General features: G+C 59.5%; 14 protein-coding genes and 4 pseudogenes. 11 read left to right on the forward strand and 7 right to left on the reverse strand.

Going from position 1 to position 16839, the window contains the following annotated elements; genetic code table 11:
• Positions 1-40: 40 nt before the first annotated feature.
• A pseudogene (istA, locus tag FFH21_RS03505) lies at positions 41-1438 on the reverse strand (IS21-like element ISPsy20 family transposase); the annotation flags it as partial.
• 103 nt (positions 1439-1541) lie between these two features.
• Complete coding sequence (locus FFH21_RS03510; protein WP_230383607.1) at positions 1542-2156, reverse strand: hypothetical protein; 615 nt, start codon at positions 2154-2156, stop codon at positions 1542-1544.
• Positions 2157-2322: 166 nt separating this feature from the next.
• Between FFH21_RS03510 and ggt the strand changes: the two are divergent.
• A pseudogene (gene ggt / locus FFH21_RS03515) lies at positions 2323-3396 on the forward strand (gamma-glutamyltransferase); the annotation flags it as partial.
• Positions 3397-3463: 67 nt separating this feature from the next.
• Here ggt and phnE read toward each other — a convergent pair.
• From phnE to FFH21_RS03535, 4 genes and pseudogenes are all read right to left on the reverse strand, one after another.
• Positions 3464-4231 (reverse strand): annotated as a pseudogene (gene phnE, locus FFH21_RS03520) (phosphonate ABC transporter, permease protein PhnE).
• The gene (locus FFH21_RS03525) at positions 4228-5055 is read right to left on the reverse strand and encodes an ABC transporter permease (RefSeq protein WP_004667304.1); all 828 of its coding nucleotides are present in this window, start codon (positions 5053-5055) and stop codon (positions 4228-4230) included. The pseudogene phnE and the gene FFH21_RS03525 overlap by 4 nt, the downstream one beginning before the upstream one ends.
• Positions 5049-5846: a phosphonate ABC transporter ATP-binding protein gene (locus tag FFH21_RS03530; protein ID WP_011167640.1), complete on the reverse strand. Its 798-nt coding sequence runs from the start codon at positions 5844-5846 to the stop codon at positions 5049-5051. The genes FFH21_RS03525 and FFH21_RS03530 overlap by 7 nt, the downstream gene beginning before the upstream one ends.
• Positions 5843-6694 carry a putative selenate ABC transporter substrate-binding protein gene (locus FFH21_RS03535; protein WP_011167641.1) on the reverse strand — a complete coding sequence of 284 codons (852 nt, stop codon included), beginning with the start codon at positions 6692-6694 and terminating at the stop codon, positions 5843-5845. The genes FFH21_RS03530 and FFH21_RS03535 overlap by 4 nt, the downstream gene beginning before the upstream one ends.
• 235 nt (positions 6695-6929) lie before the next feature.
• On the opposite strand from FFH21_RS03535, the pseudogene selD reads away from it, so the two are divergent.
• The 5 genes and pseudogenes from selD (at position 6930) to FFH21_RS03560 (ending at position 11638) form a co-directional block, all read left to right on the forward strand.
• Positions 6930-7940 (forward strand): annotated as a pseudogene (gene selD / locus FFH21_RS03540) (selenide, water dikinase SelD).
• A gap of 23 nt (positions 7941-7963) precedes the next feature.
• Positions 7964-9064, forward strand: coding sequence for a tRNA 2-selenouridine(34) synthase MnmH (gene mnmH, locus FFH21_RS03545; protein ID WP_011167642.1), 1101 nt, complete (start codon positions 7964-7966; stop codon positions 9062-9064).
• A gap of 32 nt (positions 9065-9096) precedes the next feature.
• A complete protein-coding gene (locus tag FFH21_RS03550) occupies positions 9097-9861 on the forward strand; it encodes a sulfite exporter TauE/SafE family protein (protein WP_041924423.1) in 765 nt (254 codons plus the stop codon).
• A 198-nt stretch (positions 9862-10059) separates the two neighbouring features.
• Complete coding sequence (locus FFH21_RS03555) at positions 10060-10647, forward strand: NAD(P)H-dependent oxidoreductase (protein WP_011167644.1); 588 nt, start codon at positions 10060-10062, stop codon at positions 10645-10647.
• Positions 10648-10705: 58 nt separating this feature from the next.
• Positions 10706-11638, forward strand: a complete 933-nt coding sequence (locus FFH21_RS03560) for a LysR family transcriptional regulator (protein WP_011167645.1) — start codon at positions 10706-10708, stop codon at positions 11636-11638.
• Positions 11639-11683: 45 nt separating this feature from the next.
• Here the strand turns inward: FFH21_RS03560 and FFH21_RS03565 are convergent, their stop codons facing one another.
• Positions 11684-12652 carry a polyprenyl synthetase family protein gene (locus tag FFH21_RS03565; RefSeq protein WP_011167646.1) on the reverse strand — a complete coding sequence of 323 codons (969 nt, stop codon included), beginning with the start codon at positions 12650-12652 and terminating at the stop codon, positions 11684-11686.
• A 239-nt stretch (positions 12653-12891) separates the two neighbouring features.
• On the opposite strand from FFH21_RS03565, the gene rplU reads away from it, so the two are divergent.
• The 5 genes from rplU to FFH21_RS03590 all read left to right on the forward strand — a co-directional run bounded on the left by rplU (position 12892) and on the right by FFH21_RS03590 (position 16657).
• Positions 12892-13203 (forward strand): 50S ribosomal protein L21, encoded by a 312-nt coding sequence (gene rplU, locus FFH21_RS03570; RefSeq protein ID WP_002551971.1) that lies wholly within the window; start codon positions 12892-12894, stop codon positions 13201-13203.
• Between the two features lie 32 nt (positions 13204-13235).
• Complete coding sequence (gene rpmA, locus FFH21_RS03575) at positions 13236-13511, forward strand: 50S ribosomal protein L27 (RefSeq protein WP_002551972.1); 276 nt, start codon at positions 13236-13238, stop codon at positions 13509-13511.
• A 216-nt stretch (positions 13512-13727) separates the two neighbouring features.
• Positions 13728-14951, forward strand: a complete 1224-nt coding sequence (gene cgtA, locus FFH21_RS03580; protein WP_002551973.1) for an Obg family GTPase CgtA — start codon at positions 13728-13730, stop codon at positions 14949-14951.
• Positions 14952-15040: 89 nt separating this feature from the next.
• Positions 15041-16159, forward strand: a complete 1119-nt coding sequence (gene proB, locus FFH21_RS03585; protein WP_011167647.1) for a glutamate 5-kinase — start codon at positions 15041-15043, stop codon at positions 16157-16159.
• A gap of 27 nt (positions 16160-16186) precedes the next feature.
• Positions 16187-16657, forward strand: coding sequence for a CreA family protein (locus FFH21_RS03590; protein ID WP_011167648.1), 471 nt, complete (start codon positions 16187-16189; stop codon positions 16655-16657).
• The last annotated feature ends 182 nt before the right edge of the window (positions 16658-16839 follow it).

A 16839-nucleotide genomic window follows, 5' to 3' on the forward strand; every position in this document is an offset into this window, starting at 1 on the left:
TCCAAAGCACGCCCCCTGACCAACTCAAAAACAAGACTGCCGGGAGACCACGGCGATCCATCTGCACAACGACATTGAGGATGTGATCGGCGCTCAGACTTCCCGATTCAAGTACCAGCTCCACCGCCACCAGCACTGGTTCGAGACCGGCGATGGGCACAGCAGCCAGTACCTGCATCATGATTCGATCACCGTTGGTGTGACGCCTCAGTCCGCGTTTAAGAAGCTGTAACGGTTTTGGCAGATCAGCAAATGGAGCGCCATTGCGCAGTGCACCAGGCTTGCGTTCGATGAGTGGGATGTAGTGCTGCCAGTCAAAACCGACCTGATCTCGATCAAAGAGGCGCTCGTGACTGGCGATCACCGTTTCGTCGGCAATGACCACGATTCGCGAAGGGTACAAACGGCTGCTGACCCATTGACCCACACGCTCGCAAGGCACCGAATAACGATTGCGCGCCACGCTGATCAGGCAGGTGCTAGAGACACGGACGGTGCGTTCCACGTAGCCATCAAAGGCCGTCGGCATCGGCATCATTTCAGCCTGCTCCAGCTCCAGGACTTCTGCCACCGTCAAACCGTTGTACTGCGGATGTACAAGTTCAGCCCAGAGCGTACGACAGCGTTGGCCGAGCCAGACGTTCAGCTCCTCGAAGGTATGGAACATGCAATTTTGAGCATCGAGCCAGATTCGCCTCCGGCTGTCTTGCACGTTCTTTTCGACGATGCCTTTCTCCCAGCCAGAGGCCACGTTGCAGAAGTCCGGATCGAACAGATAGTGCGCGCACATCACGGAAAACCGGGCATTGACCGTGCGGCCTTTGCCTTTGTTAACCTTGTCGACAGCCGTTTTCATGTTGTCGTAGATGCCGCGACGTGGCACGCCACCCAACGCTCCAAACGAACGTGTATGGGCATCAAACAGCATCTCGTGGCCTTGACTGGGGTACGCAACCAACCAGAACGCGCGACTTGCGCACAGCTTCATATGGGAGACCTGGATACGTCGAAACAGGCCACCGATCAGCAGGCCTTCTTCGCTCCAGTCAAACTGAAAGGCCTCACCGAGGGCAAAAGTCAGCGGTACAAAAGCGCGTACAGACTTGCCTTGCTCGCACCGCCAAGAGCGGACAAACGCCGTGAGCTGGCTGTAACCGCCGTCATAACCCTCGGCCTTGATCTGCTCAAAAAGTGCCTTGGCGCTCCTACGGTTGTGTTTTGGCCGGAACGAATCAGCCTTGAGCGCCTGCTCTAAGGTCTCGTGAAAAGGGTTGAGCTTATTGAAGGATGCGCACCGTTGGTACGCTGGTTGATTGGCTTCGGGCGCTCTGACCCATTTTCGGATGGTGTTTCTCGACAGCCCGGTACGCTTGGCTATCTGATGCAGCGAGAGCTTGTCGCGGAAGTACATCCGCCGGATTTTTCCCAACATTTCCATGCTGATCACCCTGTGTTCTCCTGCTCAAAAAGTGAGCAGAAGCAGTTGAACACCTGGGTCAGTTTTCAGTCGGCAGAACAGCCTCTACTGGGTCAGTTTTCGGTCAGCGGCAACAATACATGTCCAGGAACGAGTCGTTCATCACGTCCGTGAAAAGCTCGCCCATTCGGTCGGGGTCTTGAAACGCTTCTACCGGCCATTTTTCTTGGTTCAGGGCGACGTGATTGAGGACTCTGTTGTGAACCGCGATGGCGGGCCTTGCCTGTTTTAGGTAGTAGCTGTGCAGGGCTCCGTAGACTTGCTCTGCAAAGGCGCTGCCATGGGAAATCCAGACCTGCTGGATGCTCAGGTACTTGGTGTGACGCTTCCGGCTGAACAAAGGCCAACCATTCCAATACCGTAGAGTGTTTTTAGAACAGGCAGCAAGCATCTGCTCCCAGTCTTCTATAGCCCCGTCTGAGAGGTGCTCCGAGTCGAATGAGCTGTCATTGCTCGGATCAGGCACGAGTAGCGATGTGAATTTTCTGATGTACCTGCGGCGTGCCTGCGCGCCTAAATCTACGAGGCTGCCGTCTTTAAGGGCCGCCACGAGCAATCCAACCACTTTTTCAATCGTGCCATCAGTCAGGCAGGTCGCACCCAGTGGTGTCTCCGACACGTGGGCGACACACTCGATCAGGCGTAGAGCTTGGCTGTCCGAAGCGTCTGCAGCGACCATATGCGCTCCGATTATCTCCTCAGATTCCGCCGATACCCACTGGAGAGGGTAGTTGGGTAGTGACCTTGAGTATTTGATGATTGTCATTGAGTTTGGTAACCATTAAGTTCTTTCTTGTGCCCATACTAGACGGGTTTGTTAGGTTGACAAGAAAATACATTATGGGGAAATAGTGGATAAGGGCAGCGATGGTTTCTACAAGGGCTGGGTCGCCAAGGCGCTGGTCGATTCAAGCCAGGCTGGCAAGGGCATCATCACCCAGGCCGACCTCGATCATTACAAGACCCGCGAGCTGGCTCCGGTCGAATGCGACTACCGTGGCTACCACGTGGTGTCAGCGCCACCTCCAAGTTCCGGTGGCGTGGTGATCTGCCAGATTCTGAACATCCTCGAGGGCTACCCGATGAAAGAGCTGGGCTTCCGCTCGGCGCAGGGTATGCATTATCAGATCGAAGCCATGCGTCATGCATACGTAGACCGCAACAGCTATCTGGGCGACCCCGATTTCGTCAAGAACCCGGTCGAGCACCTGCTGGACGTGAAGTACGCGGCCAAGCTGCGTGAGGCCATCGAGCCGCAAAAGGCTGGCGACTCGAACAAGATCAAACCGGGCGTCGCGCCGCACGAAGGCAGCAACACCACCCATTATTCGATCGTCGACAAATGGGGCAATGCGGTCTCGGTGACCTACACCCTGAACAACTGGTTCGGCGCGGGCGTGATGGCCAGCAAGACCGGTGTGATTCTCAACGACGAAATGGATGACTTCACCGTCAAGGTCGGCGTGCCCAACATGTATGGTCTGGTGCAGGGCGAAGCCAACGCCATCGCGCCGGGCAAGACGCCGCTGTCTTCGATGAGCCCGACCATCGTCACCAAGGATGGCAAGGCCGTAATGGTTGTCGGCACGCCGGGCGGCAGTCGCATCATTACCGCGACCTTGTTGACCATGCTCAACGTCATCGACTATGGCATGAACATTCAGGAGGCCGTGGATGCGCCGCGTTTCCACCAGCAATGGCAGCCTGAGGCGACCAACATCGATACCTTCGCGGTCAGCCCCGACACGCTGAAGATTCTTGAGAGCTGGGGCCACAAGTTTGCCGGTCCGCAGCCACTCAATCATGTGGCAGCGATTCTGGTCGGCGCGCCTTCGCTGGGCGGCAAACCGGTCGGTAACAACCGCTTCTACGGTGCCAACGACCCGCGTCGCAACACCGGGTTGTCACTGGGCTACTGAGTCACGCTGCTGATCACTCCACGGTTCCGAGCTTCAGGACCGTGGCGTTTTCGTTTCTGGTGTCGGGTCAGTTGCTTACCCAGCGCTGTCTGCTCCAGCTGCTCAACGCGTCAACGGCGAACACCAGGATCAGCATCGCCAGAATCACGGTGCTGGCCTGCGCTTCCTGAAACAGGCTGAGACTTATGTAAAGCATCTGGCCCAACCCACCCGCGCCAACAAAACCCAGCACGCTGGCCATGCGAATGTTGTTCTCCCAGCGTTACAGCGTGTAGGCCAGCAACTGCGGCCACAGGTTGGGCAGGGTGCCATAGCCGAATGCCTGCCAGGCGCTACCGCCTTGCAGGCGAATGGCAGCGGCGGGCTCGGGCGCGGTGTTTTCCAGCGCTTCGGCAAACAGACGGCCCAGAACGCCCGTGGTGTGCAGTGCCAGCGCCAGCGTGCCTGCATTGGGGTCGAGCCCGGCAGCCAGCACCATCAACACGGCCCACACCAGTTCCGGAATGGCACGCAGTGCATTGAGCAGCAGACGACTCACGCTGCGCAACGGCCAGCCCAGGCGACCGGCAGCGGGCAATGCCAGCAACAAACCTGCGATGGCCGCCAGCAATGTGCCCAGTGCAGACATTGCCAGAGTTTCCAGAGCGCCCTTGCCGATTGCCTGCAAATGCTCACTGCTGAGGTCCGGGCTCATGAAGCGCAATGCATAACGGCCCATCTGCGTCAGGTTGTCATGACTGCCCAGGGTGAAGAGGTCGAGGCCGAGGTACATAAACGATGCGATCACTGCCGTAATCATCGCCAGCACCAGCAGCAGATTGCCTGCGCGCTTCATGTGAACTGCCTGCGCAGCAGGCGGCTGAGCTGGTCGGCGAGCAGCACCAGCAGCAGGAAGGTCAGCAGCATGCTCGCCACTTCGTCACCGGCGAACATGCGCATCGACAGGTCGATCTGCTGACCCAGTCCGCCTGCGCCGACGAAACCCATGACCACCGAAGCGCGCACGGCGCACTCCCAGCGGTACACAGTGTAGGACGTCAATTCGGCTGCCGCGTTGGGCAGGATGCCGTAAGCCAGCGCGGCGAGGCGTCCGCTGCCCGATTGAAGCAGGGCGTGGGCCGGGCGTTGGTCCACCGATTCGAAAATCTCGGCGTATACCTTACCGAGCATGCCTGCGTAAGTGATGGCGATTGCAAGTACGCCCGCGGTCGGACCCAGGCCGACCGCGCGCACGAACAACAGCGCCCAGACGATTTCCGGCACGCTGCGCAGGAAGATCAACACGCCGCGTACCGGCCAGCGCAGGCATTGGCCGAGCCAGCCGGGACGCCCGCCGCGTGAGGCGGCCGACAGGGACAGCGCCTTGCTGGCGAGCAGGCTTGCCGGTACAGCCAGCAGCAGAGCAAGGGCGATGCCAGCCGTGGCGATAGCCAGCGTTTGCAATGTCGCCTCCAGCAACAGCCCGAGGAATTCTGCAGAGTGCGCCACAGGCCAGAACCCAGCGAGAAAGCTGCCCATCGTCCGCGCATTATCGGCTTGCAGCAGTACCAGCGGATTCAGTTCGGCCAGACGAATGCCCGGCCAGAGCAGGGCGACCGCCAGCAGCGTCAGCAACAGGCGTGGCGTTGCCGCCGGGTCGCGCTGATCCTGAGTCAGCATCGTGGCGTCCAGGGTGTTTCAGACACATCCGGGGCAGGCTGAGGGCTCAGTTGTTCATTGGCATACAGGGTGTCGAGATGCTGCCGGTCGACCTCGTTTGCGGCGAGGTCGAAGTGAATTTGCCCGTCGCGCACCCCGATGATTCGCGGAAAGTGCGCCAGCGCCAGCTCCACCGCATGCAGGCTGGCGACCAGCGTCACGTGGTGCTCGATGGCGTGCTGGCATAACAGCGCAAGGGTGTGATCGGCCAGACGCGGGTCCATCGCCGAAACCGGCTCGTCGGCCAGCAGCAGTTCAGGTGCCTGATACAAGGCGCGGGCGATGCCAACGCGTTGCAGCTGCCCGCCAGACAACTGCTGGCAGCGCTCGAACAGTTTGTCCGCGAGGTCCAGACGTGCCAGCACTTCGCGGGTGCCAGAAACGTCCAGTGGGTGCAGCAGGTTCAGCAGACTTTTGCCCAGCCCCCATTGACCAAGTTTGCCCGCCGACACCGCAGTGATGACCCGCTGGCGCGCGGGTAACGGCGGTGCCTGATGGACCAGCGCAATGCGGCTGCGCAGTCGCTGGCGGCGTTTGCTGGAGAGCTGCCAGGGATCAGCCCCCAGCACTTCCAGTTGTCCGGCACTGGGCGGCAACGCGCTGGCCAGCAGGTTGAGCAGCGTTGTCTTGCCCGCACCCGACGGCCCGATGATCGCAACCCGCTCGCCACCAGCGATGTTCAGATCAAGACCGCGCAACGCCAGTGTGCCGTCGCTGTGGCGCAGTTCGATGCCGGACAGACGCAGGGTCATTTCACCAGGTCGGCAGCGCGAGCGGCTTCTTCGATGCCTTTGTAGTTCTCTGGTTTGGTCTCGATGAAGCGGCTGGCAGCCTGAAGATCAAGGATTGCCTTCTGCTCCGGGTTGGCCGGGTCAAGGTCAAGGAAGGCCTGTTTGATCTTCGCCGCCAGCGCCGGGTCGAGGCTGCCGCGTACAGTCCAGTTGTAGTCGAAATACGTTGGCGTGGTCTGGAAGACGTGAACCTTGCTGGTATCGACCTTGCCGCTGGCGACCAGTTTGTCCCACACGCTGGCGTTGAGCACGCCCGCATCGACCTTGCCCGCCTGAACCCAGGCAGCGGTTGCGTCATGCGCGCCGGAGTAGGCGACGCGGCTGAAGAACGTTTCCGGCTTGATGTTTTCCTTGAGCATGAAATAACGCGGCATCAGGCTGCCGGAAGTGGACGACACCGAGCCAAAGGCAAACGTCTTGCCCTTGAGGTCTGCCAGGGTTTTCACGTCCGGATCGGAGGTTATGAATTTGCTGGTGAACTTGGCGTCCTGCTCACGCTGTACCAGCGGCACGGCGTTACCGGTCTTGAGGTTGACCTGAACGAAGGTGAAGCCGCCCAGCCAGGCCATGTCGAGCCGGTCAGTGGCCAGTGCTTCGACCACTGCCGGGTAATCGGCGACCGGAACGAACTCGACTTTCATGCCCAGGCGTTGTTCCAGATAGGCACCCAGCGGCTTGAACTTGCGCAGCAGTTCGGTGGGCGCTTCGTCGGGAATGGCCGAGACGCGCAGGGTGTCGGCAGCGTGGCTGGTCAGGGCGGAGAAGGACAGGGCAAGGCCGGCGGCGAGCGCCAGGGTACGCTTGAGCATGGAGGTTCTCCGGTTCAATAGCGGAAAAAGGATAACGTGACGCCCGCCAGCACGAGCAGGCGGCGCTTCACAGGATTCGGTGGTGATGCGCGGGGATTATAAGAGGCATGGCGAGAAAGGCCAGTTCGGCAGATTCATCGCCCGAGTGCACGATCGGCGCACGACGCGGTTTGCGCTGATAAGGGAACAGCCCCTAGACTCCACAGCCTGTTTCCCAGTAACCGAGAGTGTCGCAATGAATGAGCCAATCCGCCTGACCCAGTACAGTCATGGAGCAGGGTGTGGCTGCAAGATTTCCCCCAAGGTGCTGGACGTGATCCTCGCTGGCAGCGGCGCTCAGAACCTCGACCCCAAGCTCTGGGTTGGCAATGCTTCGCGTGATGACGCAGCGGTCTATGCGCTGGATGACGAGCGCGGCGTGGTCTCGACCACTGACTTCTTTATGCCTATCGTCGATGACCCGTTCGACTTCGGCCGTATCGCCGCGACCAATGCCATCAGCGATATCTACGCGATGGGCGGCGACCCGCTGATGGCCATCGCCATTCTCGGCTGGCCGGTCAACGTGCTGCCACCCGAGGTCGCTCGTGAAGTCATTCGCGGTGGCCGTGCCGTCTGCGACGCGGCCGGTATTCCTCTGGCGGGCGGGCACTCCATCGACGCGCCGGAGCCGATCTTCGGTCTGGCTGTAACTGGCGTGGTGCAGAAGAAGCACATGAAACGCAACGACACCGCCCAGGCGGGGTGCACGCTGTAGCTGACCAAGCCGTTGGGCATTGGCATTCTCACTACTGCCGAGAAAAAGTCGAAATTGCGCGATGAAGACATCGGTCTGGCGCGCGACTGGATGTGCACCTTGAACAAGCCGGGCAGTCGCTTCGGCAAGCTGGCCGGGGTGCTGGCAATGACCGATGTCACCGGCTTCGGTCTGCTCGGGCATCTGGTTGAAATGGCTGATGGTGCAGGCCTGACCGCTCGTCTGGATTACGCCGCTGTACCGCGCCTGCCCGGCGTCGAGCATTACATTGCCGAGGGCTGTGTGCCGGGCGGCCCGTTGCGCAATTTTGAAAGCTATGGCGACAGGATCGCTGCGCTGAGCGATGCCCAGCGCGACCTGCTGTGCGACCCGCAGACCAGCGGCGGTCTGCTGGTCGCGGTCAGCCCTGAAGGTGAAGCCGAGTTTCTGATCGTGGCCGCCGAACTGGGTCTGCTGCTCAACCCTATCGGCACCCTGCGTGAGCGATAGACCCACGCCGTCGAGGTGTTCTGATGGCCGACAACAGCAGCGACTACCGCGCATTGTTTCTCAACGACGTGCCGATGATGGACGCTCGTGCTCCGGTGGAGTTTTCCAAGGGGGCTTTTCCTGGCGTGATCAACCTGCCGCTGATGAACGACATCGAGCGGCAGAAGGTCGGCACCTGCTACAAGCAACACGGCCAGGACGCCGCTATCCAGCTTGGGCATCAATTGGTCTGTGGTCAGGTCAAGGATGAACGCGTCAATGCGTGGGTCGAGTTCGCCAAGGCCAATCCGGATGGCTACCTGTATTGCTTTCGCGGCGGGCTGCGCTCGCAGACGGTCCAGCGCTGGCTGAAGGATGCCGGGGTCGACTACCCGCGCATCATTGGCGGCTACAAGGCGATGCGCACGTTCCTGCTGGATACCCTGCACGAGGCAGTGAGCGAGTGCGATATCGTCGTGCTCGGCGGAATGACCAGCACGGGCAAGACTGAAGTGTTGACGCAGCTGCGCAACAGCCTGGACCTGGAAGGCATCGCCAACCACCGCGGCTCCAGCTTCGGCAAGCGTGCCACCGGGCAACCGGCGCAGATCGACTTCGAGAACCGGCTGGCCATCGACCTGCTCAAGAAGCGTGCAGCCGGTATCGAACAATTCGTCGTGGAAGATGAAAGCCGTCTGGTCGGCAGTTGCAACGTGCCGCTGGAGCTGCATCAAACAATGCAGGGCTGCCCGATGGTCTGGCTGGAAGACAGCTTCGAGAACCGTGTCGAGCGCATTCTCGACGACTATGTGATCAACCTCTGTGCAGAGTTCATCACCGTCAAGGGCGAAGAGCAGGGCTTTGGCTTGTTTGCCGAGCGCCTGTTGCAAAGCCTGAACAACATTCACAAACGCCTCGGCGGCGAGCGTCACCAGCGCCTGTCAGGCCTTATGCAGACAGCGCTGGAAGAGCAACAGCGTAGCGGTACGGTTGACCTGCACAGGGGCTGGATCGAAGGTCTGCTCGGCGAATATTACGACCCGATGTACGCTTATCAGCGCGAACACAAAGCGGCGCGTATCGAGTTCGCCGGCAACCAGGTGGACGTGCTGGACTATTTGCGCGAGCGGTCTGACAAACGTTAGGCCCACCCTTTATCAACCTGGCCAGGGATGCCATGCATTCGATCTTCGACTTCTATCAAACCCTCGGCTGGGGCCTTTCGGCTTTGGTGATCGGCACCTTTCTGCTGGCCGGAACGGTCAAGGGTGTCATCGGCCTCGGCCTGCCCACTGTGGCGATGGGCTTGCTGGGGCTGGCCATGCTACCGGCGCAGGCTGCGGCGCTGCTGATCATTCCATCGACCTTCATCAACGTCTGGCAACTGGCGACGGGCGGAAACCTGCGACCGCTGCTGAAGCGGCTATGGCCGATGCTGGGCATGATTCTCATCGGTACTCTGGCCGGGGCTTTCTGGCTTGGCATGAGCGGCAGTCATTCGATGACACGAGCATTGGGCGGTGCGCTGTTTCTTTATGCGTTGAGCGGGCTATTGCTGCCGACCTTCAAGGTTGCGGCCGCCAAAGAGCGCTGGCTGGGGCCGTTGTGCGGCCTGATTACCGGGGTTATCGCTTCGGCCACCGGTGTGTTCGTGATTCCCGTAGTGCCTTATTTGCAGGCTTTGGGGCTTGAGCGCAATCAACTGGTGCAGGCGCTGGGCTTGTCCTTCACTGTTTCGACGCTGGCGCTGGCCGCGGGCTTGTCGTGGAACGGTGCACTGGGCGGCGCAGAACTGGGCGCATCCACGCTGGCGCTGATACCGGCCCTGTTGGGCATGCTGCTGGGGCAACGGCTGCGCCAGCGAATCAGTGCGGTGCTGTTCAAGCGCGTGTTCTTCATCGGCATGGGCCTTTTGGGGCTGCACCTGCTGATAAAAGGTTGAGCCTGATGAGGTAAACCTGTCTTCATCCGCTCACGCATTTCGCTCAATAGTCTTCGCGCCATTCGTGACTGTGAGGCAAGAGTATTTTGCCCTTCGCTGTCTTACTCACAGGCGCGCATCTCTTTACTCTCTGCTCATCCATTAATCACCTCCACCTCAGCCTCAAGACGGCCGGGGTCGGGTTGCGAGAGATCAGCCATGAAAAAAGTATTGTTCCTCAACGGCGGCAAGCAGTTCGCGCACTCCGATGGTCGCTACAACGCGACCCTGCACGAGGCGGGCGTAGCGTTCATGGACCGCGCCGGTTTTGATGTGAAGGAAACCTTCATTGACGGCGGTTACAACGTGGCCGAGGAAGTGCAGAAGTTTCTCTGGGCTGATGTCATCGTCTGGCAGATGCCTGGCTGGTGGATGGGCGCACCCTGGACCGTGAAGAAATACATTGATGAAGTATTCACTGAAGGGCACGGCAGCCTGTACGCCAATGATGGCCGCACCCGTTCGGATGCGTCGCAGACGTATGGCAGCGGTGGCTTGCTGCAGGGCAAGCAATACATGATTTCCGCGACCTGGAATGCGCCACAGAAAGCCTTCGATGACGCTTCTGATTTCTTCGAGGCCAAGGGCGTCGACGCGGTGTACTTCCCGTTTCACAAGGCCAACGAGTTTCTGGGTATGACCGGGCTGCCGACGTTTCTGGCAGTGGACGTGATGAAAATGCCGAATATCGAAGCGGATGTGCAGCGTTACGAGGCTCACCTGGGCAAAGTGTTTGGTGCGCAGTAAGCGCAACCTTTGCACTGAACAGCGCTAATATCCTCTGAGCGTTGAGCAGGGGACAACAGTGAAAGCCAGATCTGATGAATTGCAGGTGTTTGTCTCGGTCATCGAAAGCGGTTCGATTTCCGCGGCGGCAGAGAAAATGGGCCAGACGCCCTCCGGTGTCAGCCGTACCCTGTCACGTCTGGAAGCCAAGCTTGAAACCACGCTGATCAACCGCACGACGCGGCGCATGGACCTGACCGAGGAGGGCAAGTTCTTTCTGGAACGGGCCCGCCATATTCTTGAGCAGATGGAAAGCCTGGAAGAAAGGCTCTCTTCCTCCCGGCAGACGCCCGCCGGCCGCTTGCGTATCAATGCCGCATCACCGTTCATGCTGCATTGCATCGTGCCGCATGTGGCGGAGTTTCGTCAGCGTTACCCGGATATCGAACTGGAGCTCAACAGTGATGACTGGTTCATCGACCTGCTTGAGCAGAGCACCGATATCGCCATTCGAATCGGCGTGCTGCCTGACTCGACCCTGCATGCCCGCTCGCTGGGCAGTTGCCTGCTGAATATCGTCGCCAGCCCGGCTTACCTGCAACGCCACGGCTCCCCGAAAACTGCAGAAGACCTGGCGCAACACGTATTGGTGGGTTTCACACACGTGGAATCTCTCAATCAATGGCCGTTGCGCCACGCTGAGGGCGATCGCCTGTCCATCAAGCCTGTCATCTCGGCATCCAGCGGTGACACCTTGCGCCATCTGGTGCTGGAGGGCGTGGGAATCGCCTGTCTTTCCGACTTCATGACCAATGATGACCTGCGCGAGGGGCGGCTGGTCTGTCTGTTGAAGGGCGCCAACAGTGGCTATCGTCAGCCGATTCATGCCGTGTACTACCGCAATTCGCGACTGGCGTTGAGGATTCAGTGTTTTCTGGATTTCATGCAGGAGAAACTTGCTGGCTACATATACTTAAGGTGCTTGAGCGCGATGGGCGTTGTGCGCAGGTAATAAAAAGCCCGTCACGCTGGACGGGCTTTTCGGCTGCGATGGCTGTCAGTGTGTGCGGGCGACCGCAAACTCGCTCAGCTCGACCAGTGCATCCCGGTACTCGCTGGGCGGCAGGGCGTCCAGACAGGCAATCGCGCGGGCGGCATAGTCACGGGCCAGTTGTGCGGTGTAGTCCAGCGCTCCAGCGCTTTCCACAGCATCGCGGATGCTTTCCAGATCTTCCAGACCACCTTTCTGGATCGCCTGACGAACCAGCGCGGCCTGCTCCGGGCTGCCTTCACGCATGGTGTAGATCAGCGGCAGGGTAGGCTTGCCTTCGGCAAGGTCGTCGCCGACGTTCTTGCCCAGGGTTTCGGCATCGCCACGGTAGTCCAGCAAGTCATCGACCAGCTGGAAAGCCACGCCCAGATGGTCGCCGAAGGTGCGCAGCGCTTCGCTCTGTACCTCTGGTGCGTTGCACAGGGCTGCGGCACTGTGAGTCGAGGCTTCGAACAGCATGGCTGTCTTGCCGCGAATCACTTCCATGTAGGTTTCTTCAGTGGTGCTGGCGTCGCGAATCTTCGACAACTGCAGCACTTCGCCTTCGGCAATGATACGGGTCGCCTTGGACAGGATTCTCATGACTTCCATCGAGCCCAGTTCGACCATCATTTCGAACGAGCGCGAATACAGGAAGTCGCCGACCAGCACGCTGGGCGCATTGCCCCACAGTGCGTTGGCGGTGGATCGGCCACGACGCATGCCGGACATGTCGACGACGTCGTCATGCAGCAGGGTTGCGGTGTGGAGGAATTCGATGGTGGCGGCCAGCAGGCGAAGGTCATCGCCTTCGCGGCCCAGCGCCTTGCCACACAGCAGTACCAGCAACGGACGCAGACGCTTGCCGCCTGCCGACGTAATGTAATCACCGATTTTCGAGACCAGCGGTACGCGCGACGTCAGTTGCTTTTTGATGATAAGGTCAACGGCACTAAAGTCGTCCGCCACCGCGCGATAGAAGGCTTGGGGTTGCATCAGCGACACGTGCTCCGGATAGGTTGCGCCGCATGCTAGGTCGCGGGGTAGAGCGTGTCAAGGTATGACGACCCGCCTCTTGCAACACACGAATGCCTTGCGTACAATCGCGCACCCTAACTTTCCTGGGCAGCACCTGCCTTACGCAATGCAAACGGGCCGTTCCAGCCCCATGCAGCCATGCCAGCCGATACTCTTCTTATAAAGAGCTGGGTGAGCAGGATTTTCGGAGAAATACCATGTACGCAGTAATTGTTACCGGTGGCAAGCAGTACAAAGTCGCCCCAGGTGAATACCTGAAAATTGAAAAACTGGAAATCGCTACTGGCGAATCCGTCACTTTCGACCGCGTTCTGCTGGTTGGCAATGGCGACGACGTCAACATCGGTGCTCCAGTTGTTGCTGGCGCTACCGTTGTGGCTGAAGTGGTTTCGCAAGGTCGTCACGATAAGGTTCGTATCATCAAGTTCCGTCGTCGTAAGCACCACATGAAGCGTATGGGCCACCGCCAGTGGTACACCGAGATCAAAATCACAGGTATTCAGGCTTAATTCAGCCTAATCCTCATTTGGAGAATTGACTCATGGCACACAAAAAAGCTGGTGGTAGTACCCGTAACGGGCGCGACTCAGAAGCCAAACGCCTTGGCGTGAAGATGTATGGCGGCCAGGCTATCATTCCTGGCAACATCATCGTGCGTCAGCGCGGTACCCAATTCCACGCTGGCTACGGCGTTGGCATGGGTAAGGATCACACCCTGTTCGCGAAAGTGGAAGGCGTGATCAAGTTTCAGGTCAAGGGCGCCTTCGGTCGCCGCTACGTGAGCATCGTTCCGAAGACTGAAGTCTCCGCAGCGTAATCACGCAGTTGCTTAAAAGCCCTGTCTTGCGACGGGGCTTTTTTGTTTGTAGAGGTAGAGAGGCAGGTGAGTCTCTTGCAAAACTGTTTGTGCGGGCTGTTGTGATGTTGACCCCTGGGGTCGCTGGTTTCTGATCGGTATCGCAACGCTCATTTTTGCAAGAGTCTTATGTAATTTATGTGGTTCTGCTCGTCCCTGTGGCGGGAGTCGTGCGTTATGAAATTTGTAGATGAAGTATCCATTCGAGTAAAAGCCGGTGACGGTGGCAACGGTTGCATGAGCTTCCGTCGCGAAAAATTCATTGAAAACGGTGGTCCGAACGGTGGTGATGGTGGTGATGGTGGCTCGATCTTCATGGTCGCCGACGTCAACCTGAATACGCTGGTCGACTACCGTTATACCCGTCACTTCGATGCCGAGCGCGGCTCCAATGGCGGCAGCGCAGACTGCACGGGTCGCAAGGGTGAGGAGCTGGTACTGCGTGTGCCGGTCGGGACCACCATCATCGACGCCACTACCCAGGAAATCATCGGTGACCTGACTAAAGACGGTCAGCGTCTGATGGTCGCCCAGGGCGGCTGGCATGGTCTGGGTAACACTCGATTCAAATCCAGTACCAACCGTGCTCCGCGTCAGACCACGCCGGGCAAGCCGGGTGATCAGCGTGATCTCAAGCTCGAGCTGAAAGTGCTGGCCGATGTTGGTTTGCTGGGCTTGCCAAACGCTGGCAAGAGCACCTTCATTCGCTCGGTATCCGCTGCCAAGCCAAAAGTCGCCGACTATCCATTTACCACGCTGGTGCCAAACCTGGGCGTTGTCAGTGTCGATCGCTGGAAGAGCTTTGTGGTGGCCGACATTCCAGGTCTGATCGAAGGTGCATCCGATGGTGCCGGTCTGGGGATTCGCTTCCTCAAGCATCTGGCGCGTACCCGCCTGCTGTTGCACCTCGTCGATATGGCGCCGTTGGATGAAAGCAGTGCTCCGGATGCCGCTGAAGTGATCGTCAACGAGCTGGAAAAATTCAGCCCGTCGCTGGCCGAGCGTGATCGCTGGCTGGTGCTGAACAAGTGTGACCAGATCCTCGAAGAGGAGCAGGAAGCGCGCAAGCAGGAGATCGTTGATCGTCTGGAGTGGACCGGCCCTGTTTACGTGATCTCTGCGATTGCCAAAGAAGGCACCGAGCAGTTGACCCGCGACATCATGCGTTACCTCGAAGAGCGCAGCCAGCGTATCGCCGAGGAGCCTGGTTATGCTGAAGAGCTGGCCGAGCTGGATCAGCGCATCGAAGACGAAGCCCGTGCTCAGTTGCAGGCGCTGGATGATCAGCGTGCACTGCGTCGCAGCGGCGTGAAGAGCGTGCATGACATTGGTGACGATGACTGGGACGAAGAAGATGTGGACGATGAAGACGGTCCGGAAATCATTTACGTCCGTGACTGATCGCTTGAAGTAAACTTGAACGCCGCTACGATTGTCAGCGGCGTTTTTGTATCCTGAATTTGAAAATCTCTGGCTAAGGTTGGAAGAAGATGCGCAGCAAAGTGACGGGCGCCCAGCGCTGGGTTGTGAAGATTGGCAGTGCCTTGCTGACCGCGGATGGCAAGGGCCTGGATCGCAACGCCATGGGTGTTTGGGTGGAGCAGATGGCGGCGCTGCATGAGGCGGGTGTCGAGCTGGTGCTGGTGTCTTCCGGGGCGGTGGCTGCCGGTATGAGCCGTCTTGGCTGGACGGCCCGACCCAGCGCCATGCATGAGCTCCAGGCTGCTGCGGCCATCGGTCAGATGGGCTTGGTGCAGGCGTGGGAATCGAGTTTTGCCGAGCACGGCCGGCATACCGCGCAAATTCTGCTGACCCATGACGACCTGTCGGACCGCAAGCGCTACCTCAATGCCCGCAGTACCCTGCGCACGCTGGTCGAGCTTGGGGTTGTGCCGGTCATCAACGAAAATGACACAGTGGTCACCGACGAAATCCGTTTTGGCGATAACGACACGCTGGCGGCGCTGGTTGCCAATCTGGTCGAGGCAGATCTGTTGGTCATCCTGACTGACCGCGACGGCATGTTCGACGCTGATCCGCGCAACAACCCGGAGGCTCAGCTGATCTACGAAGCGCGCGCCGATGACCCTGCGCTGGATGCTGTGGCTGGTGGTACAGGTGGCGCACTGGGGCGCGGTGGTATGCAGACCAAGTTACGCGCTGCGCGGTTGGCGGCGCGTTCCGGTGCGCATACCGTCATTGTCGGTGGGCGTATAGAGCGCGTGCTGGCGCGGCTCAAGGGTGGCGAACGTTTGGGGACATTGCTGTCTCCCGAGCGCGGCATGCTCGCGGCGCGCAAGCAGTGGCTGGCAGGGCACCTGCAAACTCGCGGCACGCTGGTGCTGGATGATGGCGCTGTTGCGGCGCTGGCCAAGGATCAGAAAAGCCTGCTACCGGTGGGTGTCAAGCTGGTCCAGGGCAGCTTCCGGCGTGGCGAGATGGTGGTATGCGTTGCCTCGGACGGTCGCGAGATCGCTCGCGGGCTGAGCAACTACAGTGCTATCGAAGCCCAGAAAATCATTGGTCACTCTTCCGAATCCATCGTGCGCGAGCTGGGATATATGGCCGAGCCTGAGCTGATTCATCGGGATAACCTGATCCTCGTCTGACTCGAGGCTGCAAAAAAGGACTATTTGATGCGCTTCATGAAAGGTTTGTTGGCGGCCGCGTTGCTGATGCCGGTGTTGGTCTCGGCTGAAGAGATCGGTCAGGTGTCGACGGTGTTCAAGATGGTCGGGCCGAACGACCGCATCGTGGTCGAGGCGTTTGACGATCCCAAGGTCGACGGTGTGACGTGCTATCTGTCGCGCGCCAAGACCGGTGGCGTGAGGGGTGGTCTGGGGTTGGCCGAAGACCGTGCCGAGGCGTCCATTGCCTGTCGTCAGGTCGGGCCTATCCGCTTCAAGGAAACCCTCAAGGATGGCGATGAGGTCTTCAAGGAGCGTGCGTCGCTGGTCTTCAAGACCATGCAGGTGGTGCGCTTCTTCGACAAGAAGCGCAATGCGCTGGTGTACCTGGTCTATAGCGACCGGGTCATTGAAGGCAGCCCGCAGAATGCCGTGACCGCCATTCCTATCCTGCCATGGACAACCGCGCCCGCGCCTTGATGTGGCTCAGGGGTGGACGCAGAGCGTCCAGAACGGCATGCCGACGCGGAGCGTCGCACGATAGTTGAATTACCGTTCCTCACGCTCCAGCGTGGGAATGTCTGTCGTGACGCTCTGCGTCACAAGTTCCGTTGCACCGGCTACTTTCCAGCAGGCAATAAAAAACCGACCCTGAGGTCGGT

Origin of the sequence: Pseudomonas sp. KBS0707 (assembly GCF_005937945.2) — a bacterium.
In the GTDB taxonomy this organism is placed as follows: Bacteria; Pseudomonadota; Gammaproteobacteria; order Pseudomonadales; family Pseudomonadaceae; genus Aquipseudomonas; species Aquipseudomonas amygdali.